The sequence below is a fragment of the Ruminococcus flavefaciens ATCC 19208 genome (assembly GCF_000518765.1).
In the GTDB taxonomy this organism is placed as follows: Bacteria; Bacillota; Clostridia; order Oscillospirales; family Ruminococcaceae; genus Ruminococcus; species Ruminococcus flavefaciens.
On the sequence record NZ_JAEF01000025.1, the window covers coordinates 1 to 24,189 of the forward strand.

The following is a 24,189-nucleotide window of genomic DNA, read 5'->3' on the forward strand; positions in this document are numbered from 1 at the left end:
GTAATATACACAACACCCGCCGCACATTTCCCCGTATCTTCTGTAGTTTTAGCGGCTTGATATAATGTGCTTTTAGAGTTAATATGTACACAACGGAAGGGCAAAGCCCGCCGGAAACTACGAAACACGGAGGAAAAAACAATGATCAGCTACGGAATGGCAAAGGCAAGAGCAATGGCAGGCAGAGACGACTGGAACGAGCGCGAGGCAATCAAGAGTGCCACGATCCTTTGGTACGACACCGAGGAGGAAGGCTACGAACTGGAGATTGAGAACGAGGACGACCTCGACGCAGAGGACTTCAAGGCTTGGGTTGAGGAGAACGCCGACAGCCTTGCGCAGGAGGACGCAGCCGCAAACGGCACGACCTTCGAGGGCATCGAGGAGATCGAGTACGAAACCGAATGGATTGACGACGATGCCCTTTTTGACGAAGACTACGCAGCCGCCTGCGAAAGCGAATGGGAATGGATGACCGGCAGATAAGCCGGTCGCCCCACCGGGGCGGCACAGCGCCGCCCAGTGCGCGGGCAGCAGGTTCCTCGCAAACTGATGCCATGCCAGAACAAGCCCCACACAGCGCATTTACGCGGCTCCTGCGGGCGGGCGTAAAGTACACAAACAAGCGGAAAATACCGCAGCGATCATTGTTATTACTCACACTTGATATATCCGCCGTTTAGAGTTAATATGTGTACAACGGAAGGGCAAAGCCCACCGAAAACTACGAAAAACGGAGGAAACGAATATGTGGCATGAAGGTACGATTGGAGTTCCGAAGGGCGACGGCAAGTACACGGTGGTTCATTACTGGGTGAAAGCCTACGACGAGGGCAGCCAGTACGGAATCGACGGTGGCAGGATCAGCAAGGCAACGCTGAAGATCAGCGGCGAGGTTGTTTACAACTACGACCGGGGGCTGGATGTTCCGCCGCAGAACGAGGCAGCGAAAATGGCGCTGGCGATCCTGATGCACGAATACAACTAAAAACACGAAGGCGGCTACCGGAAGGCAGCCGCCTTTCTCATGGAGGTGAGGCACTTGCGAAAGCTGAAAGATTATACACCGACGCAGTTCATGGCGGAGGATTCCCATTACGACAAAGCCGCCGCCGACTACGCAGTCCGGTTCATCGAGTGCCTTGCTCATACCAAAGGCACATGGGCGGGAAAGCCGTTCGAGCTGATTGACTGGCAGGAGCGCATCATCCGCGACTTGTTCGGTGTCATCAAGCCCAACGGCTACCGGCAATTTAACACGGCATACATCGAAATCCCGAAGAAAAATGGCAAGTCCGAGCTTGCCGCTGCGGTCGCACTGCTGCTTACCTGCGGCGACGGTGAGGAACGTGCCGAAGTATACGGCTGCGCTGCTGACCGGCAGCAGGCGGCGATCGTGTTTGACGTCGCTGCCGATATGGTTCGGATGTGTCCCGCCCTGAACAAGCGCGTCAAAATCCTGACCTCGCAGAAGCGCATCGTGTATGTGCCGACCAACAGCTTCTATCAGGTGCTTTCCGCCGAGGCGTACAGCAAGCACGGCTTCAATATTCATGGTGTCGTCTTCGACGAGCTGCACACGCAGCCGAATCGAAAGCTTTTTGACGTTATGACGAAAGGCTCCGGCGATGCACGAATGCAGCCGCTGTATTTTTTGATTACGACGGCGGGAACGGACACCAATTCCATCTGCTACGAACAGCACCAGAAGGCGCAGGACATTCTCGAAGGGCGCAAAATCGACAAGACCTTCTACCCTGTGATCTACGGCGCTCCCGATGATGCCGACTGGACTTCTCCGGAGGTCTGGAAAAAATCAAATCCGTCCCTCGGCGAAACCATCGGCATGGATAAGGTGGAAGCCGCCTGCGAATCCGCCAAGCAGAACCCCGGCGAAGAGAACGCCTTCCGACAGCTCCGTCTGAATCAATGGGTGAAACAGACCGTCCGCTGGATGCCGATGCACAAATGGGACGCCTGCAAGGTCGATTTTGACGAATCGCTGCTGGAAGGGCGTGTATGTTACGGCGGTCTCGACCTCTCTTCCACGACGGATATAACCGCTTTCGTGCTGGTGTTCCCGCCGACCGAGGAGGACGACCATTATTATATTCTCCCGTACTTCTGGCTGCCGGAGGAGACGCTTGACCTGCGCGTCCGACGCGACCATGTTCCCTACGACCTCTGGCAGCGGCAGGGCTTCCTGATGACGACCGAGGGCAACGTCGTGCATTACGGCTTCATCGAAAACTTCATCGACGAGCTGGGTACACGGTTCAATATCCGGGAGATCGCCTTCGACCGCTGGGGCGCGGTGCAGATGTCGCAGAACCTTGAGGGGCTGGGCTTCACGCTGGTGCAGTTCGGTCAGGGCTACCGTGATATGTCGCCGCCGACCAAAGAACTGATGAAGCTGACGCTGGAGCAGAAGATCGCCCACAACGGGCATCCAGTGCTCCGCTGGAATATGGACAACATTTTCATCAAGCGTGATCCGGCGGGCAACATCAAGCCGGACAAGGAGAAGTCCACGGAGAAGATCGACGGAACGGTCGCCACGATCATGGCGCTTGACCGTGCGATCCGCTGCGGAAACGACACGGGCGACAGCATATATGACGAGAGAGAGTTATTGGTGCTGTAAGATGTTGATTTCTGTTATAAAACGTGCTATAATAAACAAGGGTGATAGAAATGGCAAGTCGCAAGTCAACTCATGTCACAGAAACAAGATCAAGAACAAAGTTTGCAGCAATGATAGCAAATTATAGAAACGGCGATGCATTATTTAGAGAAATCACAGAACGAGATTACGGGATTGATGGCTTGTTAGAGTTGTTTAATGATGGAATTCCGACAGGTAAGTTTGCACTTATTCAATTGAAAGGTTCTGCAAGTACTATTGTTCCTTTAAAAACGGAACCCTTTGTGTCGGTTGGCGGAGTATCCGCGTCCAATATACAATATGCATTTCAAACTAATATTCCAGTTATTATTGTGTACATATCATTAAAGACTGGAAGCAGCTATTATTACGCTGATATGCATACAATTGTCTCGGAGGATATTCTTGAGACGGCTCAAAACAATGAATCAGGTAAAACAACATTAAGAATACCAGTGGGGAACTGTGCATTAGACAACATAGAACCACTTGTGGAAATCATAAACAATTATTATGAAAGACGCCAATCAAATTGATGGGCGTTTTTTTACTAAAGGAGAGTGATGCACATGGGCATTTTCAGCGGACTGTTCCGGTCGAGGGACAAGCCGAAGGACAGCTACGACAGCCCGTCTTACAGCTACTTCTTCGGACGGACTCATGCGGGTAAGCAAGTCAACGACCGCACGGCGATGCAGATCATTGCAGTTTACGCCTGCGTGAGAGTTTTGTCAGAGGCGATCGCGCAATTACCCCTGCACGTCTACCAATACACTGATAACGGAAAAGAGCGAGTGCCGAAGCACCCGCTTTATTTTTTGCTGCATGACCAGCCGAATCCCGAAATGACATCGTTCGTTTTCCGGGAAACGCTCATGGCGCACCTGCTGATCTACGGCAACGCCTATGCGCAGATCATCCGGAACGGCAGAGGTGACGTCATCGGACTGTATCCGCTGATGCCGGATAAGGTGCGTGTTGACCGTGACGATCGCGGCAGGCTCATCTACCGCTACAGCCGATACGACGAACACAACCCGAATTTCAGGCAGCAGGGCGAGATCATCCTGCCAATGGAACAGGTGCTGCATATTCCCGGCTTAGGCTTTGACGGTCTGGTCGGATACAGCCCCATTGCAATGGCAAAGAATGCACTCGGTCTGGCGGTCGCCTGTGATGAGTACGGCTCGTCCTTCTTCGCAAACGGAGCTGCACCTTCGGCGGTGCTGGAGCATCCGGGCGTGATCAAAAATCCGGAGCGTGTGCGTGAGGCGTGGCAGCGGGCTTACGGCAGCAGCAATGCGCATAAGACAGCGATCTTGGAGGAGGGCATGAAATACACGCCTATCTCCATTCCGAATAACGAGGCGCAGTTCCTTGAAACCCGAAAGTTTCAGATAGAGGAAATTGCCCGCCTGTACCGTGTGCCGCTGCATATGATCGGCGATCTCGACCATGCAACATTCAGCAACATCGAGCATCTGTCGCTCGAATTCGTAAAATACACCCTTGATCCGTGGCTGGTACGCTGGGAACAGGGACTACAGAAGGCGCTTCTTTCGGATTCCGAAAAGGGGCGCTATTTCATTAAATTCAATGTGGAAGGTCTGCTGCGCGGCGACTATGCAAGCCGAATGCAGGGCTATGCGACTGCACGGCAGAACGGCTGGATGTCCGCAAACGATATCCGTGAGTTGGAGGATATGAACGCTATTTCCGATGAGGAAGGCGGCAATCTGTATCTGGTGAACGGCAGCTTCACAAAGCTGGAGGACGCAGGCGCTTTCGCAGAGAAAGGAGAAAATGCAGATGAATAAGTTCTGGAACTGGGTACGCAATGAAGACACCGGCGCATCCGAGCTGATCTTCAACGGACCGATTTCGGAAGACACATGGTTCGGCGATGAGATCACGCCTGCCATGTTCCGCAATGAGCTGGCGAAGGTCAGCGGCGACCTGACCGTCTGGCTGAATTCACCCGGCGGAGATGTGTTCGCAGCTTCTCAGATCTACACCATGCTCCGCAACCACAAGGGCAAGGTCACAGTCAAGATCGACGGCATTGCGGCAAGTGCAGCTTCTGTCGTTGCAATGGCTGGTGATGAAACCCTCATCGCACCGACCGGTATGCTGATGATCCACAATCCTTCGACTGTCGCTTTCGGAAATAAGGAAGCGATGCAGAAAGCCATCGAGCTTCTGGACGAGGTCAAGGAGAGCATCATCAACGCCTACGAGGAGAAGTCCGGTCTGAGCCGCAGCAAGATCGCCCGCATGATGGACGAGGAAACATGGCTCAATGCGAAAAAGGCACAGTCCCTCGGACTGGTGGACGGTATTCTGTTCGCAAGCGGTCAGCCGCAGCCGAAGCAGGACGAGGATGATAAGCCCGATGAAGATACACCGGAGGAGGACGAGCCGAAGGAGGATAACCTCACGGCAATGTCCTATTCCCGTGCAGCAACCATGCAGAGCCTGATGAAAAAGGTCTCGGCAGAACACAAAGGTACACCCGTAGATCAGCTGATGAGTCGGCTGAATCTTCTGAAATACTGATTGGAGGTATGTATAATGACTATTCAGGAACTTCGTGAAAAGAGAGCGAAGGCGTGGGACACCGCCCGCGACTTCCTCGACAGCAAGCGTCAGGCTGACGGTACGCTTTCCGAGGAGGACAGCAAGACCTATGACGCAATGGAAGCAACCATCGTGAACCTCGGCAAGGAGATTCAGCGCATGGAGCGTCAGGCTGAGATCGAGGCGGATATGGCAAAGGCAACATCTGCACCGATTCTCACCACACCTGCTGCGCAGAATACCGAGCCGGAAAAGACAGGAACTGCATCTGCGGCATACAGCGATGCATTCTGGAACAGCATCCGCAACCGTAACTGGATCGACGTCCGCAACGATCTTCATGTCGGCACGGACACCGAGGGCGGCTATCTTGTGCCGGATGAGTTCGAGAGAAAGCTCATCGAGGCACTGGAGGAGGAGAACATCTTCCGCCAGATGGCGACCGTCATCAAGACCTCCAGCGGTGACCGCAAGATCCCGATCGTCACATCGAAGGGCGATGCGGTCTGGATGGATGAGGAGGAGCAGTACACGCTTTCCGATGACACCTTCGGTCAGGCATCGCTCTCCGCATACAAACTCGGTACAGCGATCAAGATCTCCGAGGAACTTCTCAATGACAGCGTGTTCGACCTTCCGTCCTACATCGCCCGTGAGTTTGCCCGCAGAATCGGCGCAAAGGAGGAGGAAGCCTTCTTCATCGGCAACGGCACCGGCAAGCCTACCGGCATCTTCAATGCAACCGGCGGCGCACAGGACGGCGCGACTACCGCAGGCGCAAGCATCACCTTCGATGATGTGATGGAGCTGTTCTATTCGCTCCGCAGCCCTTACCGCAAGAAGGCGGTCTGGGTGCTGAACGATTCTACGGTCAAGGCACTCCGCAAGCTGAAAGATGGCAACGGCAACTACATCTGGCAGCCTTCCGTTGCGGCAGGCGTTCCCGATACGATTCTCAACCGTCCCTACAAGACCTCCAGCTATGTTCCGGAGATCGGCGCTGGCAAGAAGTGTATGGCATTCGGCGATTTCAGCTACTACTGGATCGCTGACCGTTCCGGTCGTACCTTCAAGCGCCTGAATGAGCTGTTCGCAATGACCGGTCAGGTCGGCTTCCTTGCAATGGAGCGTCTTGACGGCAAGCTCATTCTCCCCGAAGCAATCAAGACACTCAAGGTCAAGAGTGGCAGCGGTGCATGATCACTCTGACTGAGACAAAAAACTATCTTCGTGTAGATCATGCGGAGGATGACAAGCTCATCCTCTCGCTGATCGACACTGCCAAGCGACTGGTGCAGGACGTCGGCAGAATGGACGAGCAGGCACTTGCGGTCAATGAGGAAACCACCCGGCAGGCTATGCTGTATACTGTTTCTTACCTCTATGAGAACCGCAATACTGCCGATTACCACAAGCTGACGCTCACGCTCCGGGCGCTTTTATTTGCGCAGCGTGAAGGGGTGATCTGATGGAGATCGGAACGCTGAATCAGCGCATCGCCCTGCTGGAACACAGCACGAAGATAGACGGCATCGGCAACCACAAAGCCCGGTGGGAGGAAACATTCTCCTGCTGGGCTGCCGTGTCCGTAAAGACATCGACGGAAACAACCGATGCGGGCGTTACGAAGGAAGTCGTATCGCTGGAATTCACTGTCCGGCAGACACCCGATACCAAGCGCATCAATACCACCACGCACAAGCTGCGCTTCCGTGGTCTGGTATACGACATAAACAGTGTGCTGCCGAATTATAAATCACTCGACTATATGAAGATCACGGCGGGTACACGAAAGGCTGGTGAGCAGGATGACTTCGATTGATGATATGGCGGCGGAGATCATGCGCGGTCTGACGGAATATGCAGACCTTGCCGATACCGCCATGAAAGCCGCTGTAAAAAAGACGGCGACCTCCGTCAAGAAGGAGATATCCGCCAATGCTCCAAAGCGCAGCGGGAAGTACCGCAAGAGCTGGACGACCAAGAAAACGAAGGAGAACAGCCATTCTCTTGAAATGACCGTTCATTCGAAAGACCGCTACCAGCTTGCACACCTGCTTGAAAAAGGTCATGCGAAGCGCAACGGCGGACGTGTATCCGGCAAGCCGCATATCGCTCCTGCGGAAGCGCACGGCGAGGAAATGCTCACGCAGCTTATCGAGGAGGCGCTGTCATGACCTATGAAGAAATCAATGAAATGATGCAGGAGATCGGTCTGCCGTTCGCCTATCATCATTTTGCCGAGGGCGAGTCTCCGAAACCGCCCTTTGTTATTTTCCTTTCCCCCGGCGAGGACACCTTCGGCGCGGATAACCTGATGTATCACAGCTTCAAGCAGCTTGATATTGAGCTGTATACGGATGAAAAGTCGCCCGATACAGAAAGCCGTGTGGAGGAAGTGCTGACGCAGCACAATATTTATTACACGAAAACTGAAAGCTGGATCGAGAGCGAGAAGCTCTACGAGGTGCTTTACGAAATGGAGGTATAACAATGGCACTGCAGAAGAATAAGGTAAAATTCGGTCTGAACAAAGTTCACTGGGCTAAAATCACAGCATGGTCGGACGAGGGTGTTCCGACCTTCGCAACGCCTGTGCGCCTGCCCGGTGCAGTTTCCCTTAGCATTGATGCGAACGGCGAAAACGAGAACTTCTACGCTGACAACAGCGTGTATTATGTCATCAACAACAACGCAGGCTATGACGGCGATCTGGAGGTCGCACTCATCACCACCGACTTTGCAACGGCGATTCTCGGTGAACAGCTTGATGCAAAGGGCGTTCTGGTGGAGCGCAACGATGCGGAAACATCGCAGTTCGCACTCATGTTCGAGTTTGACGGCGACAAGAACCACATCCGTCATGTGCTGTACTGCTGCTCTGCGTCCCGTCCTGCAACTGAGGGCGAAACTACGGAGGAGAGCAAGTCCGTCAAGACGGAAAAGCTCTCCCTCAAGGCATCGGCGCTGCCAAACGGTCTGGTGAAGTCCAAGACCTGCGAAAGCACTGACCAGACCACCTACGACAACTGGTACAATGCGGTTTATATTCCGACTGCTGCAACTAACAACAGCACCGGCACTCGTTCCACATCGACCAAGTCCGGTAGCGCAACTGAGTAAGGAGGTACAGCATGGCTATTAAAAAGACAATTACCGTTGACGGTATCGAGGTTCCGTTCAAGGCGAGTGCCGCTGTGCCTCGCCTTTACCGCATCAAGTTCCGCAGGGATATTTACAAGGATATCGCAGCCCTTCAGACCTCTGTTCAGGACGGCGATGAGGAAGGCTCTAACCTCGACATCGAGAGCCTTGAAGTGTTCGAGAATATCGCCTACATCATGGCGAAACACGCTGATCCGGAGAACGTGCCGGACAATCCCGATGAATGGCTTGAAGCGTTCAACACATTCTCCATTTACGAGGTACTGCCGCAGCTCATTGAACTGTGGGGACTCAACGTGGAGACGCAGGCGGAATCTAAAAAAAACATCGAAAAACTGACCGCCCGATGACAACGCCCCTCTTCCTTCTCCGATGTGTGCAGATCGGGCTGTCCCTCTCGGAACTTGATCTGCTCACGATCGGAGTCGTGAATGATATGTTCACCGAAAAGGAAAACGACGAATATGACGGCTGGTCGGAGGTCGCTGGGCAGGCGGACTTTGATGCGTTCTGATTGACTTTTTCGTCCTTCTGTGTTATAATTCTGGTGTGAAGGAAACATGAAGCTTCCTTCGCTAAATCGGAATTTGACGAGGTAAGACAAATGACCATCCAAACAGTTGAACAAAACAACATATTATGTGCTGTTATTAACAGCGATGAAAAGGTATTTACAGATGCACAGTCTGCACTCGATGTGCTTATGACTGCAAAGTATGATGTAGGCACAAAGAATATCATAATTGACAAAAAACTGATTGTTGAGGACTTTTTCATCCTCAGCACTGGGCTTGCTGGTGAGATTCTGCAAAAGTACACCAACTATGGTGGACGCATTGCAATTTATGGCGATTACTCTCGCTATACCAGCAAGCCTCTCAGAGATTTTATCTATGAGAGCAATAAGGGGAAGAGTGTGTTTTTTGTTGCCACCAAGGAAGAAGCAATCGAAATGCTGACAAAGTAAATTCCAGTTTGTAGGGCGATAATCAAGATTCTGATTTAGCGCGTTAACTGAATATACACTGAGCAGTCCTTCGGGGCTGCTTTTTTATGCCCTCACGGAGGAGGTGAAACCGCATGGCAAACAGAATCAAGGGCATCACCGTTGAGATCGGCGGCGATACCACCAAGCTGTCGAAGGCTCTGGAAGGTGTCAATAAAAACATCAAGAACACGCAGACGCAGCTCAAAGATGTACAGAAGCTGCTGAAACTCGATCCGACCAATACGGAACTGCTCTCGCAGAAACACAAGCTCCTCGCCGATGCGGTGAAGGCTACCAAAGAAAAGCTGGATACACTGAAAACGGCAGCAGAGCAAGCAAATCAGGCGCTTGCGAACGGCGACATTTCGCAGGAGCAGTATGATGCCCTGCAGCGTGAGATCATCGAAACGGAACAGGAGCTGCAGAACCTCCAGCGTGAGGCGGAGGCTTCCAGCACGGCGCTTGCAAAGCTTGGTCAGGCGGGAGAAATGCTTGAAAAAGCCGGTGATAAGATTGCCGATGTCGGTACGACATTGACTACTCATGTGACCGTTCCTGTTATGGCTGCCGGAACTGCCGCTGTGAAGACGGCTGCAGATTTCGATTCTGCTATGTCGAAGGTCGCTGCTGTATCCGGTGCGACCGGTGATGAACTGGACGCGCTCCGGGACAAAGCCCGTGAAATGGGCGCAAAGACCAAGTTCTCCGCTTCCGAGGCAGCCGATGCCATGAACTATATGGCGATGGCGGGCTGGAAAACCGGAGATATGCTGGAAGGTATCGAGGGCATCATGAACCTTGCTGCTGCTTCCGGCGAGGACTTGGCGACAACTTCGGATATTGTAACTGACGCCCTGACCGCTTTCGGCTTATCTGCTGCCGACAGCGGTCATTTTGCTGATGTGCTGGCGGCGGCATCCTCCAATGCGAATACCAATGTCAGCATGATGGGTGAAACCTTCAAATACTGTGCGCCTGTTGCGGGTTCTCTGGGATTCTCCTGCGAGGATACCGCACAGGCAATCGGTCTGATGGCAAACAGCGGTATCAAGGGTTCGCAGTCCGGTACAGCACTGCGTTCGATCATGACAGCCCTTGCGGGGGAGGTCAAGTTCTGCGGTGATGCCTTCGGCGAAATCGAAATTGCAACGACCAACACTGACGGCTCCATGCGTGAGCTGAATGACATTCTCGCAGACTGCCGTGTGGCTTTTGCACAGATGTCCGAATCGGAACAGGCATCGGCAGCGCAGGCTCTGGTCGGCAAGAATGCAATGTCCGGATTCCTTGCGCTGATGAATGCTGCGCCCTCGGATATTCAGAAGCTGGAAGGTGCGATCAGCACTTGTTCCGATGAAATCGACGGCTATAACGGTGTCACTGAGAAGATGGCTGCCGTCATGCAGGATAATCTCGGCGGTCAGCTCACCATTCTGAAATCGCAGCTTCAGGAGCTTGCTATCTCTTTCGGCGAAATCCTGATGCCTGCAATCAGGTCTATTGTTACCCGTATTCAGGGGCTTATTGATAAATTTAACGCGCTGTCGCCTGCGACAAAGGAAACCATTGTCAAGGTTGCACTTGTAGCGGCGGCACTCGGACCTCTCCTTGTCGTAGTCGGCAAAACAATGGTCGGTGTCGGCAAGCTGATGCAGCTTGTAGCAAACCTGCCTACGATCATTGCAAGCGCAAAGGCGGCGTTCACTTCTTTCGGCGCTGCCATCGGCGGAATCAGTGCGCCCGTGGTCGCTGTCATTGCAGTTGTCGCTGCACTGGTGGCGGCTTTTGTTCATCTGTGGCGCACGAATGAGGACTTCCGCAATAAGATCACTGCTATCTGGGAACAGATCAAGAGCATTTTCTCCGGCTTCTGTCAGGGCATCGTTGACCGCATTAATGCGCTGGGGTTTGACTTCAAAAATATCACCGAAGTCATCAAGGCTGTATGGGACGGACTCTGCAAGTTCCTGAAGCCGATCTTTGAGGGGCAGTTCCAGCAGATCGCAAACATCTTCAAAGCTGTGACAGACATTATCCTGAGTGTTCTGGATATTTTCGTCGGCATCTTTACCGGCGACTGGAGCAGAGTGTGGGATGGTATCAAGGGTATATTTTCTGCGGTATGGAATTTCATCAAGGATACACTGAAAAATGCGCTGAATATGATCTGCGGTATTTTCGGCACCGATCTTGGTGAAGTGAAGGAATTCTGGGTAGGCGTCTGGACGAGCATCAAGAACTTTTTCGTCAACATCTGGAACGGTATAAAGAACTTCGTAAGCACCGTCCTAAATGCGATCAAGAACTTTTTCACAACTATCTGGACGGGTATCAAGAACTTTTTTGTCGGTATCTGGACTGCGATTTATAACAGTGTATCTGAGAAAATCAACCTCATCAAAACTGTTATCACGGTCGTTTGGAATGCCATTCATACAGCAATCACCACTGTTCTGAATGCGATCTGGTCTGTTATCACAACTGTATGGCAGACCATTTACGACTTTATCTCTCCGTTGCTGGAAGCGTTCAAATATCTGTTTGAAACGATTTTTGAGGCTATCCATGTAATTATCAGTCGCGTCATGGACTGGATTCACGAGAAAATCACCACCACATGGGAAACCATCAAGGCGGTTGTGACAATCGTGCTGGAAGCAATCAAGACGTTTTTCGAGACAATTTGGAATGCAATTTCTACCACGGTCAGCACGGTAATGGATGCGATCTCCATTACCATTTCTACAGTCTGGAACGCAATCTCCGGCTTTATCTCCGGGGTGCTGAATGCGATCTGGTCTGTGATTTCTTCTATCTGGGAGAGCATTAAAAACCACATCACCAATACGCTGAATGCCATTCACGCTGTTGTATCGGCGGTATGGAATGCAATTTCCGGTTTCATTTCCGGCGTGGTGAATGCGATTTCCAGCACCATTTCTTCCGTATGGAACGGCATCAAGAACACGATCACAAATATCCTGAACGCCATTAAAACAACGGTATCGAATATCTGGGACAGCGTGAAAAATGCCGTGACACAGAAGATCACGGCAATTAAAGACACGATCGTTAACGGCTTCAATGCTGCGGTGAACTTCATCAAGAACCTTGCATCGCAGGCATTCCAGTGGGGCGCAGATATCATCAACGGTATCGTGAACGGCATCAAGAACTGTATCGGCAAGGTTGCGGACGCAGTCAAGGGCGTGGCAAACAAGATCAAGTCCTTCCTGCACTTCTCTGTACCTGATGAAGGACCTCTTGCGGATTTCGAGAGCTGGATGCCGGACTTCATGCAGGGACTTGCGGACGGTATCAATGCAAATACCAGCGTGGTAAACGATGCAGTCAACAGCTTTGCTGGCGGACTGGCTGAGAAAATCAGCAGTGTGATTCAGAGCGCTCTCTCCAATGTGGTAACGTCGGTTCAGGGCTTCATGACGCAGGTGTTTGATACCGTGAAAACGGTCTGGACAAACGCCAATGCTGCAATTGATGCGACAATGGCGCAGATCAGCAGCGGTATCACTTCCGGCTGGAAAGCGATCGTCAGCACGATCAAAACGGCGCTTGAAAGTATCCGCAACGTTATCACGACCACTTGGAAGGCTGTATCTTCTGTGATCTCCGCAGCGCTGGACGGCATCAAAAAGATCGTCACGGCGGTATGGACGGCGCTGAAGAACCTCATCAAAACGGGGCAGCTTGACATCAAGTCTGTGGTGACGACAACGTGGGAAGCTGTATCCGGTGTGGTTCGGACAGCGGTCAATGCGATCAAAACCGTTGTGCAGGCGGTCTGGGATGCAATGCCAGATAGCGTGCGGAATGCCATGAACCGTGTCAAGGAAGCCGTGCTGTCTATCTGGGACGGCATCAAAAACGGCATCGGCGACAGGCTCGGTGGTGTGCGCGATGCAGTCGTCAACGCCATGAACGCTGTATACAGCGCAGTCATGGATAAGGTCAACAGTTCGTGGTCGTGGGGACGCGACCTCATGCAGAACCTCATCAATGGCATCACCTATATGCTCGGCAGCCTGATCAACACAGTTGCAGATGTGGCTCGTTCCATCTGGGAATACCTGCATTTCTCTGTGCCTGAAAAGGGTGCGCTAACCGATGTGGAGGAGTGGATGCCGGACTTCATGAAGGGGCTGGCAAAGGGCATCAACAAGAGCAAGAAATATGTCGAGGCGGCTGTGTCCGGTGTGGCTGATGCCATGACGCTGACAATGCAGTCCGGGCTGAATGTCGATATGGACGGCATATCCGGCGCTATGATGAACGGCACTCCCGCAGGAACGGTCATCAACAACTATAACAACGACAACAGCCGGACAGTCAACCAGACGAATAATTCGCCTAAGTCGCTGTCACGGCTGGAAATTTATCGTATGACGCGCAATGCGCTGAATGTGTGATGACGGCTTGATGCTGTCATCATGCTTTCCGCAGTTCCTCAACTTTTTCGAGAAGTTTCTTTTCGTTTTCAAATGCCGCTTTTACAAGGCGTTTAACTGAATTTCTCAAACTGGTTTCATAGTCGTCTTGAGATAGCTTTGCTTTTGAATGGAACAGTCTAAAGTACCTATAACCAGCACGTTCTTTTTTGCCAGCAGCTTGAATTAACAGTTTGGAATTAAGAGCTTGCTCTTCATTCAGGTTAAGACCGCCTAATTCAAAATGTATTGTTAACTGCTCATCACGCTTTTCAAACCAGTACCAATAGATGTAATTAGTACCCCAAGCACTATCGGGAGTTTTTAACGGCGGAAGAAGAGCGTCCATTTTAGCAGTGGTAAAGCTCCATTTATTCTTGCCCTCATAAATGATTAAGCCTTCATTGCTTAATTCTTGCAACACACTACAAATTACTTCTGATTCAATCGAGTTATCAACGCTCACATTTTCAAAAATCAAACGTAAAGCTGTGCGATGCTTATTATAAATTTCGTTACAGATACGGGCAAGTTCTTCATCTCTCTCACGCATAATCTTTTTCCTCACTGTTTCAATGTAGTTTTTTATCAATAAAGACACTTCTGGTCTAAGTTCTGTGTCCGCAACTGCGCATTCAAGTGCCTCTATGATCTCTTCGTATGAAAAAGAAATCCAGCGTTCAGGGTTACTTGAATCTGAACCATCAGGTGTTAAAAACACATACAGGATTTCAGTGCAGTCTTTGTATTCTACCAGACTTCTCTCATAATACTCTTGTAATTGATGTTCCGATTCACCAGACCAGATTTTATTTTCGATAATAATTGCAGTCTTTTCTTCTCTCGAAAGCAGGACAATGTCCATATGGTTGGATTCACGGTACACTTGGTAAGAATAAAAGTCCTGAAGCATAAAGGCAAAGTAGTCAAAGTCTTCTCGTTCATTTTTCTCGGCGAGTTTGCGGGCAAACTCTTTTATGAAAGCGTCACCCATAGCGTGACTTTCATTTGGATCAAAAAGCCATGCTAAAATATTACTATGTCGGATTTCCATGTTTGTGATTCTAAGCACATCGAACAAATTAAAATCATCCGCCCATTTATCAAGTCCTTTTAGGCAGTTAATGTCAAGAAGAAAGTCTTTAAGGGCGGTTTTTTCGGCTTCTGTCATTTGAAATCACTCCTTACATCAAGAGTTTTATATCACCATTATACCACATCCATTCCGAAAAAGTAAAGGGGGTGCAACCATGTTTTTTTCACTTATTCTTGAAAATGCCAATGGCGATCGTGTTGATATGACCGCCACGGCAAATCAGTATATGACCTCTCGGGTAGAGGGGCTGAATCCTCCGCCCGGTACGATCAGCACCTCCAGCTATGCGGGCATGGACGGCAGCTATTTGAATAACGCCTTCATTGAGAAGCGGAATGTCGTCATTTCCTTTGAGATGCGCGGTGTGGTTGTGGAAGCCCGCAGGCATCAGCTCTACAAGGTGGTGAAGCCTTCCCGCTACATCAAGATTTACTACGCGACCGCAGGCATTGATGTATTTGCGGAGGGATATGTGGAGTCCTGCGAGGTGCAGAACTTTGAGATGCTTACAACCGGGCAGATTTCTATTCTCTGCCCGGATATTTATTGGTATTCCACGACATCGGTCATGGCGTACTACTCGCAGATCACCGGCGCTTTCACATTTCCGTTTCCGACGGAGAGTAACCCGGAGCCGTTTATCCTCGGCAAATACAACACGCAGAACATGATGACCATTGTCAATGACGGCGACGAGATCGGCTTCACGCTGGTCATAGAAGCGCTGGAGGATGCACGTTCTCCTACGCTGTATAATGCCGACACGGACGAGTATCTGCAAATCACCGGCGACATCCTCGCGGGCGATATTATCACGGTAACCACGAAAACGGGCAACAAGACCGTCACGCTCGACCGTGGCGGTGTCAAGACGAACATCATCAACCGGCTTGTTTCCGGCTCAACATGGCTGACGCTGCGGGAAGGCAGGAACCGTTTCTATCTGCGCGGCACGGGACTGCAAAACCTGAAAGTCACCATTGTTCACACCAATGCGTATCTGGGGGTATAATATGCAAATTGAGGTTTACCGCATGACAGCGGAAGAAGATGCGCTGACGATTACGCTTGAGGCGGTCTGCGACACCTTTTCTTCGCTGCTATGGGATATTGAATACTACAAGTGCGGCAGCTTTGAAGTGTATATCGCCGCCAATCCGCAGAACATTGAGATTTTCCAGACTGGCAGAATCGTCGGTCGTGATGATGATAACCAGCACTTCGGCATCATCGAATCGGTGTTGATCAATACAGACATTGAGAATGGCGACTACCTGACAGTGCGTGGTCGTTTTTTGATGTGTCTGCTGGAACGGCGCATCATTCACCCGACATACAATGTGACAGCGGCAAAGGCATACAGCGAGATCGTCCGGGAGGTCGTGACGCAGAATGCGCTGTTCACGGACAATCGTAGGATTCCGGGGTTGTCGCTCGGAACGGTCACTGGCACCTGCTGGGAGCAGACTACAACGCTGCAAATTTCCTATACGAACCTGATGCAGTGGGTGTATACGATCTGCGAGAAGCTCGGCGGAACAGCGAATATCCGGCTGGTGAAATCCTCCGGGGAGCAGTACCGCATGGTATTCGACCTCTCCGAAGGCGCTGACCGGAGCATTATGCAGGAGGATAATCCGCATATAATCTTTTCCGACGCATACAGCAATCTGCTCTCGTTCAGCTATGCCGAGGACAGCAGCGTCCAGAAGAACTTCGCCTATATCTTCGGTCAGGGCAAGGGCGATGAGCGCAAACGCACCACATATTGTGACGGCGACGAACCGACCTACCTCGACCGCTATGAAGTGTATGTGGATGCAGACGATATTTCCGAGACAGAGCAGGTCGAGGGTGAAACAATACCAATTCCGGAGGAAAAATATATCGAGCTGCTCAAAACCAGAGGTTCGGAACGACTGGTGCTGCCGAAAACAGCATCGGAGTCGGACATTGCTGCGCACAACACGCAGTATGTATATAACCGCGATTATTTTGTCGGCGACTATGTGACGGTGCAGCACCGGCGCTTCGGGATGATGCAGCCGCAGATACAGCTTATCGGTATGATTGAGGGCTTTGACCAGAACGGACGCAGCCTGACACCAACATTCAAGGAGGTATGATATATGGCTTTTTACAGCGGTTTCTTTAATTCAAAAGGGCTTGACCGCACCTATACGGCGGAGGATTTCACATCGTATCTTTCGTCTATCATCTGCAACGGTATTCTTGATACCTACGGTCAGAACTTCAAGCTGACAGCAGCGAACAGCGGTCTTGGCGTGGTTCTTGGTACCGGTAAAGCGTGGATCGATGGACACTATTTTATCAATGATTCCAGATATGTGATCGATCTCACATCCTATCAGGACGAGTCCTTGCCGAGATATGTCGGTATTGCGATCTATCTTGATACCACAGAATCTGTCCGCAGTGTTACGCTGAAGCTCTTTCCCGGCACTCCGGCAGAGAATCCGCAGCTTCCAACTATCCCACAGGATGAAGATCATGTCCGACTTCTGATGTATGCGGTGCGCATGAATCCGGGTGCTTCACGAATTACAGAAAGCGATTGGTTCGACTACCGCGAGGATAGTAATGTCTGCGGTTACTGCAAGTGCATTCTCGGCAAGTGCAAGGTGACGGAGCTGATGTCGCAGATGGCACAGCTTGTCGCAGAGGTGCAGGAAAACAACGAGACCATTGCCGAGCTGACCAATAAGGTGGATGAGCTTGAAGCGGAAGTCGAAGATATCGGAGATATTGTTGCTGCCGGTCAGTGCGGTGAAAATGCGTACTATGCGCTCTATTCCAGCGGAAAGGTGCTTGTGAAGGGTACGGGCGCAATGTATGACTACGACATTGAATCGAATCGCTCACCGTTCTACAGGAACGATGCAGTGAAATCAGTTGTTGTTTCCGAAGGCATTACAACCGTTGGTGAGGATGCTTTTGAACGCTGTCTGAATCTGGAATCTGTATCTCTCCCGACATCCCTCACCTCGATCGGCAGCGGTGCATTTATGCCTGCGGATGAATATCCGAGTGCAGCCGGAAAGCTGAACAGCATTACAATTCCCGATGCCGTTACAACAATCGGCGGTGGTGCTTTCTGGGGTGCTGCTCTTACTTCTCTCACAGTTCCTCATAATGTAGCGACGGTTGGAAAGTATGCTTGCCGTGATTGCACGAGACTAACCTCCGTCCGTTATGAAGGTTCTGTGATTGGCAGCTTTATGTTCGTTAACTGCACAGCTCTCACGAGTTTTACAATGGCGCACACGGTCGCTTCGATCGGTGAGCATTGCTTCAATTATTGCTCGGCGCTGGAAACGATCAGCTACGAGGGCAGTTTGGAGGATTGGGCAGCGATCACAAAGCAGAGCAACTGGGACGGTAAAGGCGGCATGGAAGTTGGACAGTCTGGGCTTACGCGCATTCAGTGTCTCGACGGCTTTATGGAGTGGGATGAAGAAAATCATGAATGGAAAGTTGGTGAAGAATAATGTGGAAATTTCTTGTAAAGAACCAGAGCATTGAAGTTCTGGAACGTGAAGTGCTGGCGGATCATCAGATCCAGTATGTGCAGTTCCGCTTTACCTTTGACGGTGACTGGCGGCGCTTTCATAAGGTCGTGCAGTTCTCGCAGTGTGACGAGACCTATAATATCGTCCTCGGCACTGATGGCACATCGCTGTATCTGCCTGCGGAGCTTCATGTGGGTGCGGCAAAAATGTCGGTGTTCGGCTACGACACGGAGAGCGATACAACAGTACGTGCAACGACTGTACCGGTTACCCTAAATATCCGTCCTTCCGGCTTTGTCGGTGACGACGATCCGCCCATTCCGCCGACGCCTGATCTGTATGCGCAGCTTCTGAAGAAGATCGAGGAAGCGGGACACGGCGCTGACGGCAAGTCCGCCTATGAGATTGCAGTGGAGCATGGGTATGTCGGTACGGAGGAGGAATGGCTGGCATCGCTCAAGGGAGAACCGGGTGAAACACCGGATATGTCGGAATACCCGAAAACATCTGAGGTCACAACGATTGTCGAGCGCGAGATCGAGGCGGCGACCGGAGATTTTCATTCTCATGCAAACAAGGCAACGCTCGACCGCCTGACTCCGGAGCTGATGCAGGAGCTTTCCGACTTGCAGCAGTTTGAGGACAGGACGCAGTATGAGATTCAGACCATCAACGAGGAACTGCTGACGCTGAATGCACAGAGGCATACACATAATAACAAGGATGTTCTTGACACCATTACCGAGCAGTATTTGCAGGATGAGGCGGCTTTCCGTGCATCGACCAGCAATGCACTGCACGGACTGTCCACAGGGCTGAGTGAGGTTTCTGCGCAGGCGCATTCTCATGCCAATAAATCTGTTCTGGACAGCATCACGCAGGGAATGCTTGACAGTATTACAAGTGCAGAGAGACAGGCACATACACATCACAACCTCACAACGCTGAACGGCATCACGGATTCTCATGTTTCCCGCTGGGAAGAAGCGTACACCGCAGCAATGAACCTCAATGAGCGTGTCGGTGTGAACGAGGGTGTGTTCGAGCGCTTCAAGACCGAGATTCTATATGATATGCAGGGATGCCGCACATCCATTTCGGATATCCTTATCCGGCTTTCTGCCGTGGAGACCGAGCTTTCCGGGGTAGAGACCGCACTTGCGGCAATCGTGGAGGTGACGACATGAGCATTGCAAATTATCTGGCAGAGCTGGATGCGCAGCGCGATCAGCTTGCGAGAAATCTCGTGACAATGGGTGTGCAGGCATCGGAGTCTGAAAAGCTGAATACCCTCGTGCCGAAGGTGCTGCAGATCCCGTCAGGCAGACCGGAGGTGACGCTGTTCCGCAACGGAAATGATGCTCTTACCACTTACGGTGAAAGCATCTACACTTTTTATATTGACGGATATCGCAGCATCGCGGGCTTTGCTGACGTGTATCCGCATTTCTGCTGTGCGGAGAATGCCTATGCACTTTACTACAATCAGCCGGATTTCAACTGGGGCGCTGTCATTTACACCATGTGTATCACTCCGGTACGCATCACGCCTGCAAGCAGAATTCTGTTCACCTACAAATCCGGGGCGACCGATGCAGGTGAAATGTGGCTGGTGCGCAAGAGCAGTCAGCAGATGTCGCCAGCGGAAACGGCAAGATACATTTACGAAAAGCTCAGCGGCGGCGAGGCGATCTCCGTTCCGTTCGGCTGGCTTGGCTCTGTCGGCAACTATATCTCCGTCCTGCACGATTGCAGCGGTGTATCTGCTGACGACTATTATCTCGCGTGGAAGGCAGTGACAGACAATACAAGCCCTATGATCAGGACGGTTAAGGTACTGGAGGTGACAACATGAAAGGAAGTATCTGTACGGTGATCGGTGCGATCGGCGGTGGTATTGCAGCGCTGTTCGGCGGCTGGGATTCCGCGCTGGTGACGCTCATCATCTTCATGGGCATTGACTTTGCAACCGGAATGATTACCGGCGCGATGGGCAAGTCCAAGCACAGCAAAACCGGAAAACTCAATAGTAAGGCTGGCTGGTACGGGCTTGCGAAAAAGGGCAGCATCCTCATGCTCATTATCGTGGCGGTGCGTCTGGATATTCTGCTCAATACGAACTATGTACGTGATGCGGTCTGCATTGCGTTCTGCGTCAATGAGCTGCTCTCCATCGTGGAAAATACATCGCTCATGGGTATTCCGTATCCGCCTGCACTGAAAAATGCCATTGAGGTGCTGCAGAAGCAGACCGGCAGAAAGGATGATAACGATGATTAAAACCTACGGCTATACCGATAATACACAGCTCTCTCCGCACTTTAATGCGCAGGAGTTCCGCTGTAAATGCGGCAAGGCACATGATTTTCAGATCGATGATGATCTCATCACCAAACTGGAGGCACTCTTTTCTAAGCTGAAATGCTCTAAGATCATCGTCACCAGCGGCTTCCGCTGCGTGGCGCATGATAAGGCAGTAAAGGGCAGCGGCACGGGACAGCATACACTCGGCAAGGCAGCGGACATCTGCTGCTACGGGCAGGACGGACAGCCCATCAGCAGCAAGACCGTCTGCTGCAAGGCACAGGATACCGGCTTTACCGGCATTGCAAATATCACTGCCGCCTACATCTATACGCACGTCGATGTGCGTTCCGGCGGCAAATGGTACGGTGATGAGGTTCACGGCAACAGCTCCGTCACGGATGATTTCTATAAATACTTCGGAGGCGAGGATATGAAGGGCATCGACGTCAGCGTTCACAACGGCAAGATCGACTGGCAGAAGGTCAGGGCGGCAGGCATTGATTTTGCGATTCTCCGCGCAGGCTACGGCAGGATGGCATCGCAGAAGGATGACCGTTTCGAGGAAAACTATGCGGGTGCAAAGGCTGCCGGTATTCCTGTCGGTGCGTACTGGTACTCCTATGCGATGACACCGGAGGAAGCAGAACTGGAGGCTGATGTGTTCCTGTCGGTCATCAAGGGGAAGCAGTTCGAGTTCCCGGTCTATTTCGATCTGGAGGAGAAAAAGCAGTTTGATCTCGGCAAGGAAAAGGTGTCTGCGATCATGCGGGCGTTCCTTGAAAGAGTGGAGGCAGCGGGCTACTTTGTCGGTCTGTACGGCTCGGCATCCTCGCTCGTGACGCATACCGCCGATGCCATCAAGTCCCGCTACACAATCTGGCTGGCGCACTGGTGTGATCAGACGAATTACAGCGGCGCATACGGCATCTGGCAGCATTCCGAGAAAGGCAGCGTGGACGGCATCAACGGCAATGTCGATCTTGATGTCGGCTACAAGGATTTCCCGACCATCATCAAGAGCAAGGGGCTGAACGGCTACGGCAAGGAGCTGAATCCGCCTGCGCCTGCTGCGGAGGACGGCATTACCGTTGAGGTCACGGTTGACGGAAAGAAGTACAGCGGCAAACTGAATAAGGCATAACACCAACGCCCGTCGGGATTTTTTCTCGGCGGGCGCATTTTTTTCGTCCAAACGCATCTCGATTCTGTAGTGGTATATGAAGGGATTGACTTTTCCGGCTATCAATAGGAGGTGCGATATGGAACAGCAGAAAATCATTGATGAGATCAACTATCACAAGGCACAGGCAATCACAGAATTGCTCTACGCCAGCGGTATGATTACAGTTGTCGAGTATGACAAATTATCGGAATTAAACCGCAAATCTTTCTCTCCGCTATACGCGGACTTATTACCGAAAACGCTTGATAAATCATCGGTTCAGAGTTAATATTGTATACTGACAAAGGAGGGACAACCATTGAAAATCAAGAAAATTGAAGCCCAGCCTGCTGTGGTGAAAAAGCTCCGGGTGGCTGCCTACTGCCGAGTCAGTACCGAGAATGAAGACCAGAAGGAAAGTCTGGAAGCACAGCGCGAGCATTACGAATCTTGGATCAAAATGCACGATGACTGGGAATGCGCTGGCATATTTTATGATTTCGGCATCAGCGGCACAAAGGCGGATGCCCGTGAAGGCTTGCAGGCTCTGTTATACGCCTGCCGCACCGGAAGCGTCGATTATGTGCTGACAAAATCCATCAGCCGTTTTTCCCGCAACACATCCGACTGTCTGTCGCTGGTGCGTGAGCTGCTTTCATATAATATCCCGATCTACTTTGAGAAGGAGAACATTGACACCGGGAGCATGGAAAGTGAACTGATTCTGTCAGTTCTCAGCAGCATGGCGCAGAGCGAATCCGAGTCCATTTCCAAGAATGTGAAGTGGTCGGTGAAAAAGCGAATGGAAGAAGGCACCTTTGTTTTCGGCTACCTTCCATACGGCTACACAAAGGACGCAGCCGGAAACATGGTCATTGATCCGGTTGAGAGCGAGATCGTCAGGCTGATTTTTGATCTGGCGCTGAACGGTATGGGGACATACAAGATCGCTCAGCTGCTCGACAGACGGAATGTTCCAACCCGCAAGGGCGGCAAATGGTCAGGCTCAACGGTCAAGGGTATTCTTGTGAACGAGAAATACTACGGCGCTGCTGCTTTTCAGAAAACCTATACCGACAGCAACTTCCGACGTCATAACAATCACGGTGAGGTTGACAGCTTTATTGCGGAAGACCACCATGAAGCGATTATCAGCAAAGAGGTTTTTGACCGTGTGCAGGTCATGATACAGAAACACATTGATGAACACGGCATCGTAAAGGATATGGGAAAGTACCATAACAAGTATCCTTTTTCCGGTATCATCATCTGCGGAGAGTGCGGCGGTAAGTTCAAGCGACAGACGCAGAGTGGTGGTATCGCATGGGCTTGCTCAACACACCTTTATAATAAAGATGCCTGTTCCATGATGTTTATCAAGGATGAAGCGATAAAGGCAGCCTTTGTGACGATGATGAATAAGCTGATCTTCGGCTGCAAGCAGGTTCTCGTTCCTTATTACGATGCACTCCGCCTCACCGATACGGACGAGAGCCTGCAAGGAATACTGGATCTGAAAAATGAATTGCAGCGGAACAGTGACCGGAAGAACGATCTGCGGAAGCTGCGTGTCAAGGGCTTCCTTGATGCGGCGATGTACAATCAGGAGCTGAGGCGCGTCGAAATGGAGAGCGAGGAAATCCGCGCTAAAATGAAATGCATCGACAGAGCCGGAGAGAACGGCGATATCAAGGAAACGAAAAAGCTCCTGCGCTTTGCTGAATCGGCAGAAATGCTCACAGAGTTCAGCGACGACCTGTTCACCGAATACGTTGACAGCATCATTGTATACACCAGAACCTGCATCGGCTTCCGGCTGAGATGCGGGCTGACATTGAAGGAGGAAGTATGTACGGGTACAAGATAGTGGACGGCAAAGTAATCGTTGACGAGCAGGAAGCGGCAGTTGTTATAAACATCTTCAACGGGTATCTTTCCGGCATGAGCCTGCGGGATGCTGCCGTGAATGCAGGCAGATCGATGGTTCACAGCATGGTGAAGCGCATCATCAGTAACTTCTGCTATGTCGGCGATGACTTCTATCCTGCGATTGTCAGCCGCCAGACGTTTGCGAGAGCGAACGCGGAACTGATACGCAGGTCGGAAAAGCATGGCGGCAAGAAGCGCCTGCAAATGCCGCCAGTCTATACGGAGTTTGATATTTCAGAGCCGGAGATGCATTTTGACGATCCGATAAAACAAGCCGAATACATCTACAGTCTGATCGGGGTGAGAAAATGAATGTTATAAAAAT

Annotated in this window: 26 protein-coding genes; 25 read left to right on the plus strand and 1 reads right to left on the minus strand. The window is 51.3% G+C overall.

The annotated features are described in order from the left end of the window. Nucleotides 1-141: 141 nt before the first annotated feature. From L870_RS0106545 to L870_RS16860, 15 genes are all read left to right on the plus strand, one after another. Nucleotides 142-486: a hypothetical protein gene (locus L870_RS0106545; protein ID WP_028517469.1), complete on the plus strand. Its 345-nt coding sequence runs from the start codon at nt 142-144 to the stop codon at nt 484-486. A gap of 262 nt (nt 487-748) precedes the next feature. Continuing rightward, nucleotides 749-988, plus strand: coding sequence for a DUF7678 domain-containing protein (locus L870_RS0106550; RefSeq protein ID WP_028517470.1), 240 nt, complete (start codon nt 749-751; stop codon nt 986-988). Nucleotides 989-1,042: 54 nt separating this feature from the next. Continuing rightward, nucleotides 1,043-2,644, plus strand: coding sequence for a terminase large subunit (locus tag L870_RS0106555; protein WP_028517471.1), 1,602 nt, complete (start codon nt 1,043-1,045; stop codon nt 2,642-2,644). Between the two features lie 50 nt (nt 2,645-2,694). Continuing rightward, the gene (locus tag L870_RS0106560) at nt 2,695-3,201 is read left to right on the plus strand and encodes a DUF4365 domain-containing protein (RefSeq protein WP_028517472.1); all 507 of its coding nucleotides are present in this window, start codon (nt 2,695-2,697) and stop codon (nt 3,199-3,201) included. Nucleotides 3,202-3,234: 33 nt separating this feature from the next. Then, nucleotides 3,235-4,482, plus strand: a complete 1,248-nt coding sequence (locus tag L870_RS0106565) for a phage portal protein (protein ID WP_028517473.1) — start codon at nt 3,235-3,237, stop codon at nt 4,480-4,482. Beyond that, nucleotides 4,475-5,221 carry a head maturation protease, ClpP-related gene (locus L870_RS0106570; RefSeq protein WP_028517474.1) on the plus strand — a complete coding sequence of 249 codons (747 nt, stop codon included), beginning with the start codon at nt 4,475-4,477 and terminating at the stop codon, nt 5,219-5,221. The genes L870_RS0106565 and L870_RS0106570 overlap by 8 nt, the downstream gene beginning before the upstream one ends. A 12-nt stretch (nt 5,222-5,233) precedes the next feature. Further along, complete coding sequence (locus L870_RS0106575) at nt 5,234-6,442, plus strand: phage major capsid protein (RefSeq protein WP_167549424.1); 1,209 nt, start codon at nt 5,234-5,236, stop codon at nt 6,440-6,442. Further along, the gene (locus L870_RS0106580) at nt 6,439-6,711 is read left to right on the plus strand and encodes a head-tail connector protein (RefSeq protein WP_028517476.1); all 273 of its coding nucleotides are present in this window, start codon (nt 6,439-6,441) and stop codon (nt 6,709-6,711) included. Before L870_RS0106575 ends, L870_RS0106580 begins: the two co-directional genes overlap by 4 nt. Next, a complete protein-coding gene (locus tag L870_RS16855; protein ID WP_037271502.1) occupies nt 6,711-7,064 on the plus strand; it encodes a phage head closure protein in 354 nt (117 codons plus the stop codon). The genes L870_RS0106580 and L870_RS16855 overlap by 1 nt, the downstream gene beginning before the upstream one ends. Further along, nucleotides 7,051-7,419, plus strand: coding sequence for an HK97 gp10 family phage protein (locus L870_RS0106590; RefSeq protein WP_037271505.1), 369 nt, complete (start codon nt 7,051-7,053; stop codon nt 7,417-7,419). Before L870_RS16855 ends, L870_RS0106590 begins: the two co-directional genes overlap by 14 nt. Continuing rightward, entirely contained in the window at nt 7,416-7,733 is a 318-nt protein-coding gene (locus tag L870_RS0106595; protein WP_028517478.1) for a hypothetical protein, read from the plus strand. The genes L870_RS0106590 and L870_RS0106595 overlap by 4 nt, the downstream gene beginning before the upstream one ends. 2 nt (nt 7,734-7,735) lie before the next feature. After that, nucleotides 7,736-8,365 (plus strand): major tail protein, encoded by a 630-nt coding sequence (locus L870_RS0106600; protein ID WP_028517479.1) that lies wholly within the window; start codon nt 7,736-7,738, stop codon nt 8,363-8,365. Nucleotides 8,366-8,376: 11 nt separating this feature from the next. Continuing rightward, entirely contained in the window at nt 8,377-8,757 is a 381-nt protein-coding gene (locus tag L870_RS0106605; RefSeq protein WP_028517480.1) for a hypothetical protein, read from the plus strand. Nucleotides 8,758-9,011: 254 nt separating this feature from the next. Further along, on the plus strand, nt 9,012-9,374 hold the full coding sequence (locus L870_RS0106615) for a DUF4180 domain-containing protein (protein WP_028517481.1): 363 nt from the start codon (nt 9,012-9,014) through the stop codon (nt 9,372-9,374). A 113-nt stretch (nt 9,375-9,487) separates the two neighbouring features. After that, nucleotides 9,488-13,822 carry a phage tail tape measure protein gene (locus L870_RS16860; protein WP_051411443.1) on the plus strand — a complete coding sequence of 1,445 codons (4,335 nt, stop codon included), beginning with the start codon at nt 9,488-9,490 and terminating at the stop codon, nt 13,820-13,822. Between the two features lie 19 nt (nt 13,823-13,841). Here the strand turns inward: L870_RS16860 and L870_RS18460 are convergent, their stop codons facing one another. Next, nucleotides 13,842-15,011 (minus strand): PDDEXK-like family protein, encoded by a 1,170-nt coding sequence (locus tag L870_RS18460; RefSeq protein WP_051411444.1) that lies wholly within the window; start codon nt 15,009-15,011, stop codon nt 13,842-13,844. 79 nt (nt 15,012-15,090) lie between these two features. Between L870_RS18460 and L870_RS0106630 the strand changes: the two genes are divergently transcribed. The 10 genes from L870_RS0106630 (at nt 15,091) to L870_RS0106675 (ending at nt 24,176) form a co-directional block, all read left to right on the plus strand. Continuing rightward, nucleotides 15,091-15,948: a phage distal tail protein gene (locus L870_RS0106630; protein WP_028517482.1), complete on the plus strand. Its 858-nt coding sequence runs from the start codon at nt 15,091-15,093 to the stop codon at nt 15,946-15,948. Nucleotide 15,949: 1 nt separating this feature from the next. Further along, on the plus strand, nt 15,950-17,062 hold the full coding sequence (locus tag L870_RS0106635) for a siphovirus ReqiPepy6 Gp37-like family protein (RefSeq protein WP_028517483.1): 1,113 nt from the start codon (nt 15,950-15,952) through the stop codon (nt 17,060-17,062). A gap of 3 nt (nt 17,063-17,065) precedes the next feature. Beyond that, entirely contained in the window at nt 17,066-18,445 is a 1,380-nt protein-coding gene (locus L870_RS18465; RefSeq protein ID WP_051411445.1) for a leucine-rich repeat domain-containing protein, read from the plus strand. Then, nucleotides 18,445-19,653 (plus strand): hypothetical protein, encoded by a 1,209-nt coding sequence (locus tag L870_RS0106645; RefSeq protein WP_028517484.1) that lies wholly within the window; start codon nt 18,445-18,447, stop codon nt 19,651-19,653. The genes L870_RS18465 and L870_RS0106645 overlap by 1 nt, the downstream gene beginning before the upstream one ends. Further along, on the plus strand, nt 19,650-20,321 hold the full coding sequence (locus L870_RS0106650; RefSeq protein WP_028517485.1) for a hypothetical protein: 672 nt from the start codon (nt 19,650-19,652) through the stop codon (nt 20,319-20,321). The genes L870_RS0106645 and L870_RS0106650 overlap by 4 nt, the downstream gene beginning before the upstream one ends. Beyond that, nucleotides 20,318-20,746, plus strand: coding sequence for a phage holin family protein (locus L870_RS0106655; protein ID WP_028517486.1), 429 nt, complete (start codon nt 20,318-20,320; stop codon nt 20,744-20,746). The genes L870_RS0106650 and L870_RS0106655 overlap by 4 nt, the downstream gene beginning before the upstream one ends. Then, nucleotides 20,739-21,914 (plus strand): GH25 family lysozyme, encoded by a 1,176-nt coding sequence (locus tag L870_RS18470; protein ID WP_051411446.1) that lies wholly within the window; start codon nt 20,739-20,741, stop codon nt 21,912-21,914. Before L870_RS0106655 ends, L870_RS18470 begins: the two co-directional genes overlap by 8 nt. Nucleotides 21,915-22,032: 118 nt before the next feature. Beyond that, a complete protein-coding gene (locus L870_RS0106665; RefSeq protein WP_028517487.1) occupies nt 22,033-22,224 on the plus strand; it encodes an SHOCT domain-containing protein in 192 nt (63 codons plus the stop codon). A 30-nt stretch (nt 22,225-22,254) separates the two neighbouring features. Then, the gene (locus L870_RS0106670; protein WP_051411447.1) at nt 22,255-23,802 is read left to right on the plus strand and encodes a recombinase family protein; all 1,548 of its coding nucleotides are present in this window, start codon (nt 22,255-22,257) and stop codon (nt 23,800-23,802) included. Further along, complete coding sequence (locus L870_RS0106675; RefSeq protein WP_051411448.1) at nt 23,784-24,176, plus strand: recombinase family protein; 393 nt, start codon at nt 23,784-23,786, stop codon at nt 24,174-24,176. The genes L870_RS0106670 and L870_RS0106675 overlap by 19 nt, the downstream gene beginning before the upstream one ends. The last annotated feature ends 13 nt before the right edge of the window (nt 24,177-24,189 follow it).